Origin of the sequence: Rhizobium sp. G21, assembly GCF_014158035.1 — a bacterium.
Taxonomy (GTDB): Bacteria; Pseudomonadota; Alphaproteobacteria; order Rhizobiales; family Rhizobiaceae; genus Rhizobium_E.
Genome location: NZ_JACFXW010000002.1, coordinates 270,911 through 283,097 on the forward strand (window position 1 = coordinate 270,911; position 12,187 = coordinate 283,097).

Annotated in this window: 11 protein-coding genes and 2 pseudogenes; 5 read left to right on the plus strand and 8 right to left on the minus strand. The window is 62.7% G+C overall.

Annotated features, from left to right (window positions below):
- Nucleotides 1–2: 2 nt before the first annotated feature.
- The 5 genes and pseudogenes from H2O14_RS22575 to H2O14_RS22595 form a co-directional block, all read right to left on the minus strand.
- A complete protein-coding gene (locus H2O14_RS22575) occupies nucleotides 3–419 on the minus strand; it encodes a type II toxin-antitoxin system VapC family toxin (RefSeq protein WP_182829666.1) in 417 nt (138 codons plus the stop codon).
- Nucleotides 419–664 (minus strand): type II toxin-antitoxin system VapB family antitoxin, encoded by a 246-nt coding sequence (locus H2O14_RS22580; RefSeq protein WP_182829667.1) that lies wholly within the window; start codon nucleotides 662–664, stop codon nucleotides 419–421. The genes H2O14_RS22575 and H2O14_RS22580 overlap by 1 nt, the downstream gene beginning before the upstream one ends.
- A gap of 149 nt (nucleotides 665–813) precedes the next feature.
- Nucleotides 814–1,861: pseudogene (locus H2O14_RS22585) on the minus strand (substrate-binding domain-containing protein).
- Nucleotides 1,862–1,949: 88 nt separating this feature from the next.
- Nucleotides 1,950–2,957 (minus strand): ABC transporter permease, encoded by a 1,008-nt coding sequence (locus tag H2O14_RS22590; protein ID WP_182829668.1) that lies wholly within the window; start codon nucleotides 2,955–2,957, stop codon nucleotides 1,950–1,952.
- Nucleotides 2,958–3,003: 46 nt separating this feature from the next.
- Entirely contained in the window at nucleotides 3,004–4,512 is a 1,509-nt protein-coding gene (locus tag H2O14_RS22595) for a sugar ABC transporter ATP-binding protein (RefSeq protein ID WP_182829669.1), read from the minus strand.
- A 138-nt stretch (nucleotides 4,513–4,650) separates the two neighbouring features.
- On the opposite strand from H2O14_RS22595, the pseudogene mtnK reads away from it, so the two are divergent.
- From mtnK to H2O14_RS22620, 5 genes and pseudogenes are all read left to right on the plus strand, one after another.
- A pseudogene (gene mtnK, locus H2O14_RS22600) lies at nucleotides 4,651–5,914 on the plus strand (S-methyl-5-thioribose kinase).
- A complete protein-coding gene (gene mtnA, locus H2O14_RS22605) occupies nucleotides 5,911–7,005 on the plus strand; it encodes an S-methyl-5-thioribose-1-phosphate isomerase (protein WP_182829670.1) in 1,095 nt (364 codons plus the stop codon). The pseudogene mtnK and the gene mtnA overlap by 4 nt, the downstream one beginning before the upstream one ends.
- 5 nt (nucleotides 7,006–7,010) lie before the next feature.
- Entirely contained in the window at nucleotides 7,011–7,946 is a 936-nt protein-coding gene (locus tag H2O14_RS22610; RefSeq protein ID WP_182829671.1) for a transketolase, read from the plus strand.
- Between the two features lie 2 nt (nucleotides 7,947–7,948).
- The gene (locus tag H2O14_RS22615) at nucleotides 7,949–8,950 is read left to right on the plus strand and encodes a transketolase family protein (protein ID WP_182829672.1); all 1,002 of its coding nucleotides are present in this window, start codon (nucleotides 7,949–7,951) and stop codon (nucleotides 8,948–8,950) included.
- Nucleotides 8,950–10,068 carry a RuBisCO large subunit C-terminal-like domain-containing protein gene (locus H2O14_RS22620; protein WP_246697719.1) on the plus strand — a complete coding sequence of 373 codons (1,119 nt, stop codon included), beginning with the start codon at nucleotides 8,950–8,952 and terminating at the stop codon, nucleotides 10,066–10,068. Before H2O14_RS22615 ends, H2O14_RS22620 begins: the two co-directional genes overlap by 1 nt.
- A 56-nt stretch (nucleotides 10,069–10,124) precedes the next feature.
- Here H2O14_RS22620 and minE read toward each other — a convergent pair whose 3' ends face one another.
- From minE to minC, 3 genes are read right to left on the minus strand one after another with little or no spacing between them, the layout of a single operon-like run.
- Nucleotides 10,125–10,385 carry a cell division topological specificity factor MinE gene (gene minE, locus H2O14_RS22625; RefSeq protein ID WP_137157519.1) on the minus strand — a complete coding sequence of 87 codons (261 nt, stop codon included), beginning with the start codon at nucleotides 10,383–10,385 and terminating at the stop codon, nucleotides 10,125–10,127.
- Nucleotides 10,382–11,197 (minus strand): septum site-determining protein MinD, encoded by an 816-nt coding sequence (gene minD, locus H2O14_RS22630; protein WP_182829673.1) that lies wholly within the window; start codon nucleotides 11,195–11,197, stop codon nucleotides 10,382–10,384. Before minD ends, minE begins: the two co-directional genes overlap by 4 nt.
- A 30-nt stretch (nucleotides 11,198–11,227) precedes the next feature.
- Entirely contained in the window at nucleotides 11,228–12,016 is a 789-nt protein-coding gene (minC, locus tag H2O14_RS22635) for a septum site-determining protein MinC (RefSeq protein WP_182829932.1), read from the minus strand.
- Nucleotides 12,017–12,187 lie beyond the last annotated feature (171 nt).

Consider the following 12,187-nt stretch of genomic DNA (forward strand, 5'->3'; position numbering starts at 1 on the left):
CGTTAGCCCAGATCGGTATGTGTAAAGTCGTTCCCCTTGTAGAGGAGGGGAACGCGTTCAGCTTTTGCGCATGCATAGCTGAAACAGTCGCCAAGATTCAGGCTTGCCCGATGGCCTACGACTTTGCCGTACACACGAGCAGCCATCAAGGCCAGCACGCCAATCTCGGTTGTGATGCCAACTTCCCGAGCGCCGATTTCAACGAGCATTCCATTCACGAGCATTTCAGCTTCACCAAGGGCTTGCCCTCGGTTGTTGGCGTATGAGTCCAGGCTCCGAGCGAAAGCAAGAACGGCCTCAAATTTTGAGAGTGGAGAAACCAAAAACTCCCCAGAACACTCATCCATTCGATCCGCAATGGTTTTCCACCCCGGTTCTTGCGCAAGAAGCGCAACGATGACCGAAGCGTCCAGGAACATTAGATGTCTCCCCACATCTCGTCTAAGAAAGCCTTCATATCAAAATTCGGATCACGGGGCCCCATCTTCGCTGCCAGCGCTTGCGACGCAGCGAGCCGTTCGCGCATCGGCCTCTTTTCGCCGACGCGCTTCAGTTCATTTTCAAGCGCTTGCTTGACGGCATCCTTTTTGGTCGGCGCGTTTGTCGCTTTTTGAAGCTCGCTCGCCAAAGCGTCGACCGTCTCATCGCGAATGAATAGAGCCATAAAAAGCCCCTCCAGAAATCTTTCTTCTTATAGCAGATATATGGGCCTCGCGAAATGGCTTGCCTAAATGTTAGCAACCGAGCTCCAAAACGCAAAAGCCCAGCCGGGGCGAACCGGCTGGGCTTTCTCATATCCTGTCGGACTCGATCTTACTTCGCGTTCGGGTTCGGCATCCAGGCGGGCATCGCCACGTCGGCATGGGCGAATTGCGGCAGTTTCGCTCCGAGTTCCTCGACATTCTTGATGTCCTTGTCGAGCAGATCCTTCTGGGTGATCAGCGTCGGCGGAACGATGACGCTCTTGCCAGGGTCTTCGCCGGCGAGCATCATGGCCAGCGCGCGGACCGACACCTGACCGACGACAGCCGGATTGGTGGCGGCGGTGGCGGCCCAGGCGGAGCCCGGTTCGCGCATCGCGGCGATGTCCGAGGTCGAGATGTCGGCGGAATAGATCTTGACGCTGGACGACATGCCGGCTTCGTCGACGGCGATCTTCACGCCCTTGGCGAATTCGTCATAGGGGGCGAACATCACGGTGATGTCGGGATTGGCCGAAATGACCGAACGCGCCTGGTTGGCGACGGAGTTGGCGATCGGATTGTCGAGCGTGCCGAACATCGCCTTTTCCTTGATGCCCGGATATTTCGCCTTGAACTCTTTCCAAGTTTCGTCGCGGCGGTCGAGCGGCGCAATGCCGGCGACATAGACATAGCCGGCGTTGAAGCTCGCCATTGTCCTTGATCGCCTGTTCAAGGGCGAGGCGGGCGAGGTCGCGGTCGGACTGTTCGATCTGCGGGATCTTGTCGTTTTCGACGTTGACGTCGAAAGCCACGACCTTGATGCCGGCGGCCACTGCGCGCTGGGCGGCTTCCTTCATGGATTCGGTCAGGCCGTGCTGGATGATGATGCCCTGCACGCCCATGGCGATGGCCTGGTCGACCATGTCGGCCTGGAGCGCTGCGTCCTGCCGGCTGTCAAGCACGCGCAGGTCGATGCCGAGCGCCTTGGACTGGGCTTCCACGCCCGCCAGATAGGACTGGAAGAAGTCGCCGGTCGAGAGATAGCGCACCAGCGCGATCTTGGCGCCGGGCTTGTCGAACGGGGCGGGCATATCGGCTGAGAGTGCCGCGCCTCCCAACGCGGCGGCGCCGATGACGCCGAGGGTGAGTTTTCCGAGCAGTCTGCGGGTGATCGTCATAGGGCTCCTCCACTTATTGACGGTCTGGTGTCTGTTCTTGCGCCTGCCGTCGGATAAAAATCCTGCGTCAGGCGATGGTCCGGGCCGGTCACCGCTTGCGGTGCGACAGCGCGAAGGTGAAGACGAGAGCGACGACGAGCACGCCGCCCTTGACGAAATCCTGGGTGTAATAGGGCGCGTTCATCATCGTCAGGCCCTGCAGGAGCACGCCGACGAACAGCGCGCCGATAGCAGTGCCGAAGGCGTTGGGCTTGGCTGCGCCCAGCACCGCGAAACCGATCAGCGCCGCAGCCACCGCGTCTAAGAGCAGGTTGTTGCCCGAGGCGATGTCGCCGCGTCCCAGGCGGGCGGCGAGCAGGATGCCGCCGATCGAGGCGAAGACGCCGGAGATGACATAGGCGCTGATCTTGTAGGCGTTGACCGGCGCGCCGGCGAGCGAGGCTGCGCGCTCGTTCGAGCCGACGGCATACATCATGCGGCCGAAGCGGGTGTATTCGAGGAAGAACCAGATGACGATCGCCAGCACGATCAGCACCACCACCGACACCGGCAACAGGTTCGGAAGGATGAAATCGAAGCGATGGCGGCCGAGCGCCAGGAAGGCGGGCGAGAAGGTGCCATTGGCGACGGTGCCGTCCGGCAGGCTCATGCCGGTGGCGATCGAGCGGCCCTCGGTCGGGATGCGCTGCAGGCCGACGAGCAGGAACATCATGCCCAGAGTCGCCAAGAGATCCGGCACGCGCATATAGACGATCAGTACACCGTTTACGAGGCCCACGGCGACGCCGATCAAGATGCAGACGAGGGTGGCGGTCATCGCATCGCCGCCCATCACCACCATCACATAGGACGAGGCCATCATCGCCGTGGTGGCGACCGAGCCGATGGAGAGGTCGAAGCCGCCCACCACCAGCGTGGCGGTGACGCCGAGCGCCAGAATGCCGGTGATCGACACCGATTGCAGGATGAAGACGGCGCTCTGCGGCGAGGCAAAGCCGTCGGTCGAGACGCAGAAGAACAGGATCAGCCCGAGCAACAGCACGAGGAAGCCGTATTTGATGGCGAGTTCGCGGCCGGTCAGCTTGCGGGCCTGCATCGGCCTGTGGGTGAGGGGGACGTGGCGTTCGTCTGTTCGGTCATGATCAGGCAACCATATGATTTTGGCCCGCGATCTGAGCGAGCAATTTGTCGAGATCGATATCGGCGTTTTGGTGTTCGCCGACGATCGTGTGTTCCGACATCACGAGAATGCGGTCGGCGACCTCGAAGGCCTCGTCGAGTTCGGTGAGAAACACCACGGTGGCGCGGCCATCGGCCGAGGCGCGCAGTTTCGCGCCGATATCGCGGCGGGCGGCGATGTCGACGCCCTGGAAAGGCTCGTCGAGGATCAGGAGACGCGAAGCCTGCGACAGCCAGCGTCCGACCATGACCTTCTGCTGATTGCCGCCGGACAGCGTGTTCATCTCGTCGAATTCATTGCGGCAGACCACGCCGAGATCGCGGATCTGGCGCTGCGCCATGTCGCGTTCGCGGCGCCTGTTAGTGACGCCGAAGGTCGAGATGCGCCGCAGAAATGGCAGGCTGATATTCTCGTAGATGTTGAAGCCCGGCACGATGCCGTTGTCGCCACGATCCTTGGCGATGAGAAACACGCCCTTGTCGATGGCGGCCCGCGTCGATGTCGGGTGATAGGCGGCGCCGTCCAGGCGCATCTGGCCCGAGAAAGGTCGGCGCGCGCCGAACAGGGTTTCGGCCAGCACTGTCTTGCCGACGCCGACAAGGCCGGTGATCGCCACCACTTCGCCCGCGCCGAAGGACAGCGAGAAGGGTTTGGATGTCGGGGTGATCTGCAAGTTGTCCGCAGTGAAGACGGGCCGCGTCGCGGCGCGTAGCGCGATGTCGCCGGCCGAGACTTTCTTGCCGAGCATGGCGTTGACAGCGCCTTCGTAATCTAGCTCAGGACCTTCGAAAAGGCCGGCGATGCGGCCGTCGCGCAGGCTGACGATTGTATCGGCGAGCCGGCGGATATCGGACATGCGGTGCGAGATGTAGAGAATGGCGACGCCGCGCGCCTTGAGACGCTCGACGAGTTCAAACAACCGCTCGGCCTCGGCGCTCGACAGCGACGAAGTCGGCTCGTCGAGGATCAGCACCTTGGGCTCATGCGCCATGGCGCGGGCGATCGCCACCATCTGGCGGTCTGCGAGGGAGAGGTCGTTGATATTGGCGGAGAGATCGAGCGACAGGCCCATGCGCTCGGCCACGCTTTGGGCTTCGCGCTTGACGCGGCGGGGATTGAAGATCATCCGCGCGCCGCGACCGTTCAGCCGGTCGAGCGTCAGATTGGTGGCGACGTCGAGATCGGCCACCACGCCGTCATTGATGTTCTGATGCACGGTCACCACGCCCGCGCGCATCGCTTCCGCCGGCGTCAGAGGCAAATAGGTCGCGCCCGCCAGCGACATCGAGCCGCCGTCATGGTCGTAGACGCCGCTGACGATACGCACCAGCGTGGATTTTCCGGCGCCATTGGCGCCCATCAACACCGTCACCGCTCCAGCGCGCAATTCGAGATCGACCCCGACCAGAACATGGACGCGACCGAACGATTTGCGCAAGCCGTCGATGCGGAACACCGCTTCTTGCACCATGAACTCCTCCCTTGCCCTTACTCTAGAGGGGCGCTTAATCAAATGTCAAGGCCATTGACATTTGCTAGCACCCATTTTAGGAATTGGGGAGGGCCGGTTTGCGCATGGAAGCGCGCCGGGATCCACGGGAGGAAATTGATGCAAACATTCGAGGCGCTGAACGCCGAGACGCTGCCCGTTCGTCTCGGCTCCTACGCCGTCCTGACCGACCGCATCGGCTCGGCCGCGGACGGCTGGACCGTTCGCGAAGTGGGCGACGGCAATCTCAATCTTGTCTTCATCGTCGAAGGCAAAAAGGGCAGCCTGATCGTCAAGCAGGCTTTGCCTTATGTGCGTCTGGTCGGCGAAAGCTGGCCCTTGCCGCTGAAGCGGTCCTATTTCGAATACAATGCGCTGATCCGACAGGCGGAGCGCGATCCGGGGATGACGCCGGAAGTGCTGTTCTTCGATCGCGAACAGGCGATCATCGTCATGGAGTTCCTGACGCCGCACATCATCCTGCGGCGCGCCCTGATCGAGGGCCAGCACCTTCCCAAGATCGGCCGCGATCTCGGCCTGTTCCTGGCGCGCCACGCTGTTTCGCGGCTCCGACCTCGCCATGGAGGCGCGCAAGCGCAAGGAAGATCTGGCGCTGTTCGCGGACAATGTCGAACTTTGCGACATCACCGAGAACCTTGTCTTCTCCGATCCCTATTACGAAGCCAAATTGAACAGGCACACGACGCCGCAGCTCGACGGCATCGTGGCCGAACTCCGCGCCGACCGCGATCTCAAAGTCGAGGCGCAGCGGTTAAAACACAAATTCGCGGCGCATGCCGAAACGCTGCTGCATGGCGACTTCCACACCGGGTCGGTGATGGTGACGCCCGACAATACCCGCGTCATCGATCCAGAATTCGCCTTTTACGGTCCAATGGCCTTCGACGTCGGCATGCTGCTCGCCAATTTCTGGATGAGCTATTTCTCGCAATCCGGCCATGAAAAGGCCGGCGATCGCGAGGAAATGCGCGCCTATCTGCTCGGCGTCGTCACCGAGATCTGGGACGTGTTCCGCGCCGAATTCGCCCGTCTCTGGCGCACCGAGCGCAAGGGCATCCTGTATCAAGCGGCTCTCTTCGAAGAGCGCGGCGATCCGCTCGGGGCCGAACAGGCGCTCGACGAAGTTCTGCATGAGATCTGGGACGACATGCTCGGCTTCGCCGGCATCGAAATTCACCGGCGCATTCTCGGCCTCGCCCACAACGCCGATTTTGAAACCATCGCGGATGCGGATCTTCGCGCCCGCTGCGAAACCAAGGCGCTCAAGCTGGGCCGCCACCTCGCCGTCAACAGACACAGGATCCATGGCCTTGCCGAGATCCATGCGTTGGCCGAACGGCTGGAAAAGGAGATCGTCTCGTGAAAGTCGGAGACCGCCACTACCGCACCATCTGGATGAACGAAGACAGCCGCTCCGTTGACGTCATCGACCAGCGCTGGCTGCCGCATGAATTCCGCGTCGTCACGCTCAAGACCGTCGACGATGTCGCCACCGCGATCCGCGATATGTGGATCCGCGGCGCGCCGCTGATCGGCGTCACCGCAGCCTATGGCGTGGCGATCGCCATGACCGAGGATGCTTCCGACGCAGCTCTCGACCAGGTGTGGGAAAAGCTGCACGAAACGCGCCCGACAGCGATCAATTTGCGTTGGGCGCTCGACGCCATGCGCGCCCATCTCAAGGCTCTTCCCGAATCCGAACGTGTCGAAGCCGCCTATGCCCGGGCGCATGAGATCGCCGAGGAGGATGTCGAGCTCAACCGGTCGATCGGCGCCAATGGCCTGGAACTGATCCGCAAGATCGCCGCCGGCAAGAAGCCGGGCGAGCCGGTCAACATTCTCACCCATTGCAACGCCGGCTGGCTGGCCACCGTCGACTACGGCACTGCCACGGCGCCGATTTATATGGCGGTGGAAGAGGGCATTCCGGTTCACGTCTATGTCGACGAAACTCGGCCCCGCAATCAGGGTGCCCAGCTGACAGCCTGGGAAATGAACGGCCATGGCGTGCCGCATACGCTGATCGTCGACAATGCCGGCGGCCATCTGATGCAGCACGGTGATGTCGACATGGTCATCGTCGGCACCGACCGCACCACGGCCAACGGCGATGTGTGCAACAAGATCGGCACCTATCTCAAGGCGCTCGCCGCCCGCGACAACGAGGTGCCCTTCTATGTGGCGCTGCCGTCCCCCACAATCGACTGGACGGTCAAGGACGGCGTCAAGGAAATCCCGATCGAAGAGCGCAACAGCGACGAAGTCACCTTCGTGCAGGGTCGCGCCGCGGATGGCTCCATCGCCATGGTTCGCGTCTCCCCGGAAGGCAGTCCCGCCGCCAATCCGGCCTTCGACGTGACACCGGCGCGGCTGATCACTGGCCTGATCACCGAGCGCGGCGTCGCCAAGGCCTCGCCCGACGGCCTCAAGGCCATGTTCCCGGAACGGAGCTGAGAGAGATGACCCTGACAAACCGGCAAAGCACGGAAGACGTGGCCGCGGGCATCCGCAAGCGCGTCTTCTTCCACACGATGCGCAACAATGGCGGTTATCTGAGCCAGGCCTGTTCGGCTGCCGAAAGCCTCGCCTTTCTGTACAACGAAGCGCTCAATCTCGGCGAGCCGACGCTTCCGAAAGTGCCGCTGGCTTTTTCCGGCGTGCCCTCGGCGACCAATCCGGACGCCTTCACCGGCGCCGGCTATCATGGCCCCTTTGCACCCGAATATGACCGCTTCATCATTTCGCCCGCCCATTATGCGCTGGTGATCTATTCGGCGCTCATCCAGATGGGCCGCATGGACGAACATGCGCTCGATCACTTCAATCGCGACGGCAGCTCCGTCGAGATGATCGGCGCCGAGCACAGCCCCGGCATGGAAGTCACCACCGGCTCGCTCGCCCAAGGTCTGTCGATGGCCTCGGGCGTCGCCTGGGCCCGCAAGCGTAAGGGAGAGCCCGGCAAGGTCTGGGTCTATATGTCGGACGGTGAGTTCCAGGAGGGACAGACCTGGGAATGCCTGGCGGCGATGAGCTATCACGGCATTGACAATATCCGCGTCGTCGTCGACGTGAACCGCCAGCAATGCGACGGCGCGATGTCCTCGGTGCTCGATCTCGGTGATCTCGCCGCGCGAGTCGCCTCTTTCGGCGTCACCTGCAGGTCGATCAACGGTCATGATCTGGACGCCTTCCGTGACGCGGCCGCAAGCGCCGAACCCGGCAAGCCGCTGATCATTCTCGCCAACACCTCGCCCTATCAAGGCATGGAGTTCCTGAAGCGCCGTTTCCCTCGCTTGCACTATGTCCGGTTCAAATCGGCGGAAGAGCGCCAGGAAATGCAGACCGCCATCGCCGCCGAACTCGGCATCGATGAAGCCGAAATCGCGAGGGCCTGATCATGGTCGAAATCGTCAATCGTCCCTATGCCAAGGCGTTCGAGGCATTCGCCTCGGCGCGGCCTGAAATTCTCTGCCTGTCGGCCGATCTCACCTCGTCCTGCGAGGTCGATGGCTTCCGCGACCGGCATCCCGACCAGTTCCTGTCGCTCGGCATGGCCGAGCAGAACATGCTGTCCTTCGCCGGCGGTCTGGCCATGCAGGGCTTCCGGCCCTTCATCCACACGTTTGCGGTCTTCCTCTATCGCCGGCCCTATGACCAGCTGATCAATTCGATCGCCTATTCGAACCGCAAGGTCAGGATGATGGGCTTCCTGCCGGGCATCACCACGCCGGGCGGCATCACTCATCAGGCGATCGAGGATATCTCGGTCATGCGTGCGATCCCCAACATGACCATCCTCGAATGCGGCGACGCGACGGAAGTGGAAACCGTGCTCGACGTCGCCGACAGTATCGACGGACCCGTTTATGTCCGGGTATTGCGTGGCGAAGTGCCCCGCCTCTTCTCCACGCCCTTCGCCTTCAACAAGGTGAGGACGCTCAGCGAAGGCGGCGACGTGTTGGTGGTCACCGCAGGCGTCTGCACCGAAGAGGCGATGCGCGCGGCCGAACCCTTGAAAGCCCGGGGCGTCGGCGTTCATCACCTACACGCGTCCACGCTGAAGCCGTTCGATCGCGAGGCGATCGTCAAGGCCGCCGCCGGCAAGAAGGGCGTGGTGACGCTGGAGAACCATACGATTAGTGGCGGATTGGGTTCGCTGGTTGCGGAAATTCTCGCCGAAGAGGGGATGGGCGTGAAATTGCGCCGGCTCGGCCTTAACGACACGTTTGCGCACGGCGCCTCCAAGCCTTACCTGATGAAGAAGTACAAGCTGGACGCCAGCGCGCTGGTGTCGGCGATCTCCGATTTGCTCGGCAAGCCGCTCGACATCGCCGAAGCGGAATTCGAAGCGGTTCGGCTCGACGCTGTCCATTCGTCCCAGAAGGCGGAGGCGCTCTGATGGCGCGCTTTTCGGTCACCTATTGGGTTGGCGCGCGCGATGAGGACGAGGCGCGCCAGCGCGCGCTCGACATCGCGCTCGAACAGACGGTCGAGATCCCGCGCGATGCGGTGCCCGCGGGTTACGTCGAGGACGAGATTCTCGGCAAGCTCGAAAAACTGGAGCCGGGCATCGACGCGCGCGGCGGCTACCTCGCCGAAATCTCCTATAGCGAGGACGATATCGGCGGCGATTTCCTGCAATTGCTCAACATCGTCTTCGGCAATTCCTCGATCAAGACCAATATCCGCGTCGAGGATATCACGCTGTCGCCGGGCATTCTGGAGCTTTGCCCTGGCCCGCGCTTCGGCATAGACGGTTTGCGCGCCCGCGCCGGGCTGGCGTCAGGGCCGATCCTGATGTCGGCGATCAAGCCGGTCGGGTTGTCGTCGCGGGAACTGGCGAAGATCGCCCATGATTTCGCGCTCGGCGGCATGAACTATGTGAAAGACGATCATGGCCTCGTCGATCAGAAGAACGCGCCGTTTCTCGATCGGGTGAAGGCCTGCGTCGCCGCGGTCCATGACGCCAACGCCAAGACGGGCGGAAAATGCTCCTTCGTGCCCAACATCACCGGTCCCGCCCGGCAAGTGCTCGACCGCGCTTTCGAAGCCAAGGAAGCCGGCGTCGGCGCCGTCATGCTCGCGCCTGCGCTGGTGGGGTATGATGTGGCGCGTGAACTCTCCGCCGATCCGTCTTTCGGCCTGCCCATCGTGTCGCATCCGACCTTCGGCGGCCCGAATGTGCTGACGCCGACCACGGGCTTCTCGCTGCGCTTCTATTATGGCTTGCTGCAGCGGCTGATGGGTTGCGACGCCGTCGTCTATCCCAATTTCGGGGGACGTTTCGGTTTCAGCCGGGAGGAATGCCAGTCGATCGTCGACGGCTGCCGCGCCGAGTTCGGCGGCTACAAGTCGATCACGCCGGCGCCCGGCGGCGGCATGTCGCTCGCCCGTGTGGACGAGATGAAAGCCGCCTATGGCGACTATGTCATGTATCTGATCGGCGGCGCGCTGATCCGCGAAAAGGAGGGCCTGACCGACGCCTGCCGGCGCCTCGTCGAGGCGGTCAGGGCCTGAACGACAAAGGCCGGCGTCGATGGGCGCCGGCCTTTCGATTGTTGTCGAAAAACCGCTCAGGCGGCTTCGAGCTGGGCTTCCAGCGGAATTTCCACGTCGATTTCGAGAACCGAGACGAACTCCTCCCGATCCATCGTCACCCGCACCTTGTCGGCGTCGAGCTGCACATGCTTGGCGATCACGGCGAGGATTTCCTCACGCAGGATGGCGCAGAGATCGGAATTGGCCGTCGCCCGTTCATGGGCGAGCAGGACCTGCAGCCGCTCCCGCGCCTTGGGCGCGGACTGGTTTTTCTTGAACAGGCCGAAAATATTCATGCAGCCCTCCGTGCGAAGATCTTGCCGAACAATCCGCGCTTTTCGCCCGGAATGGTGACGGGCAGCGTCTCGCCGCAAAGCCGGCGCGCCGCTTCGAAATAGGCTTGCGCCGGAGCGCTGCGGGCGTCGGCCAGCGTGACCGGTGCGCCGAGATTGGAGGCGCGCAGCACATCTGTGCTTTCCGGAATGATCCCGACCAGCGGAATGGAGAGGATTTCCAGCACGTCGTCGACCTTCAGCATGTCGCCGCGCTCGGCGCGGGCGGCGTCGTAACGGGTGAGAAGCAGATGCTTCTCCATCCGCTCGCCGCGTTCGGCCTTCAGCGTCTTGGAGTCGAGCAGGCCGATGATGCGGTCGGAATCGCGCACCGAGGACACTTCCGGATTGGTGACGACCACGGCGATGTCGGCATGGCGCATGGCGAGCGTCGCGCCGCGTTCGATGCCGGCGGGGCTGTCGCAGATGACCCAATCGAAATAGCGCTTGAGCTCGCCGATCACCCATTCGACGCCTTCGGCGGTGAGATTGTCCTTGTCGCGGGTCTGGGAGGCCGGCAGCAAGAACAGCGTTTCCAGGCGCTTGTCGCGGATCAGCGCCTGCGGCAGCTTGGCGTCGCCCTGGATGACATTGATGAGGTCATAGACCACGCGGCGTTCGGCGCCCATGACCAGATCGAGATTGCGCAGGCCGACGTCGAAATCGACAACGACGACCTTCTCGTTGCGCTGGGCAAGCGCCGCGCCGAGCGCGGCCGTCGACGTTGTCTTGCCGACCCCGCCTTTGCCTGACGTGACCACGATAACCTTCCCCATCCTACTCTCCTGTTTTCGGCCGGATTCGGCTTAATTGATCTTTTCCGCCATGATGGCGTCGTCTTCGAGCCACAGCTGGACAGGGTGTCCGCGCAGCGTTTCGGGCATGTCGTCCGCCATCTTGTAGACACCGTCGATGGCGATCAGTTCCGCTTCCATCTTGCGACAGAAGATGCGTGCTGCGGCATTGCCGAGAGACCCGGCCAGGGGCGCGCCGCGCAGCGCGCCGTAAATATGGATCGATCCGCCGGCGATGACCTCCGCACCCGAGGCGACCGAGCCGATTACGGTGATGTCGCCTTCCGGGAAGATCACGGATTGTCCCGAACGCACCGGCTCGCGGATCATCAGCGATTGCAGCTGCGGGCGGCTTTCTATGATCATGGGCCGCGGCGGAGCTTGCGCTGGCGTGACGCCGGGCTGTTCGTCGTCGGCTTTTTGATCTTCCGTCGCCTGTGGGGCCGCCGTGACAGTGGCCGGGACTTCCGAGACGTCGACATCCGAGGACGCACGTCCGCCCTTGAGCGCCGGCGGCATGCCCGGACCGATCAACGAGGGACGCGCGCCTTCGACGCCCATGACGCTGACATTGCGCTTGGCGAGTTCCTCCAGGAAATCCTTCAGCTGCGCCCGATCGATATCGAGGCCAGAAAGGTCGAGAACGACGGGACGTCCGAGGAAGAATCCGGCCGAACGCGACGCGAGATCGTCCAGCCGCCCCAGCCAATCCTCGAAAGGAAGGTCGGGCGACAGCACGACGGCCAGGAAGGATCGGCCCTTGATGCGGATCGAGCGAGCGTCTGTTAGCACTTTGGTAATCTGTGTTAAGAATTCGTTGACATGCAGTAGCGTCCGTTAGGTTAACAAATGGTTAACGCGGCTTGCCCGAGCCTTGCGTCCAGAGCCTTCCCTTACGTGTGATGCTTTCCCGCCACGCCGAAAAGAGCGGACATTCCGGCGGCGGGGCGCTATGAAAGAACTGCTGCGCGC

Bases quoted from the DNA above. Each gene is read 5' to 3' on its own strand.
- H2O14_RS22575 (WP_182829666.1), bottom strand. From the start codon at position 419: ATGTTCCTGGACGCTTCGGTCATCGTTGCGCTTCTTGCGCAAGAACCG.
- H2O14_RS22580 (WP_182829667.1), bottom strand. From the start codon at position 664: ATGGCTCTATTCATTCGCGATGAGACGGTCGACGCTTTGGCGAGCGAG.
- H2O14_RS22590 (WP_182829668.1), bottom strand. From the start codon at position 2,957: ATGCAGGCCCGCAAGCTGACCGGCCGCGAACTCGCCATCAAATACGGC.
- H2O14_RS22595 (WP_182829669.1), bottom strand. From the start codon at position 4,512: ATGGTGCAAGAAGCGGTGTTCCGCATCGACGGCTTGCGCAAATCGTTC.
- H2O14_RS22610 (WP_182829671.1), top strand. From the start codon at position 7,011: ATGACCCTGACAAACCGGCAAAGCACGGAAGACGTGGCCGCGGGCATC.
- H2O14_RS22615 (WP_182829672.1), top strand. From the start codon at position 7,949: ATGGTCGAAATCGTCAATCGTCCCTATGCCAAGGCGTTCGAGGCATTC.
- H2O14_RS22620 (WP_246697719.1), top strand. From the start codon at position 8,950: ATGGCGCGCTTTTCGGTCACCTATTGGGTTGGCGCGCGCGATGAGGAC.
- minE (WP_137157519.1), bottom strand. From the start codon at position 10,385: ATGAATATTTTCGGCCTGTTCAAGAAAAACCAGTCCGCGCCCAAGGCG.
- minD (WP_182829673.1), bottom strand. From the start codon at position 11,197: ATGGGGAAGGTTATCGTGGTCACGTCAGGCAAAGGCGGGGTCGGCAAG.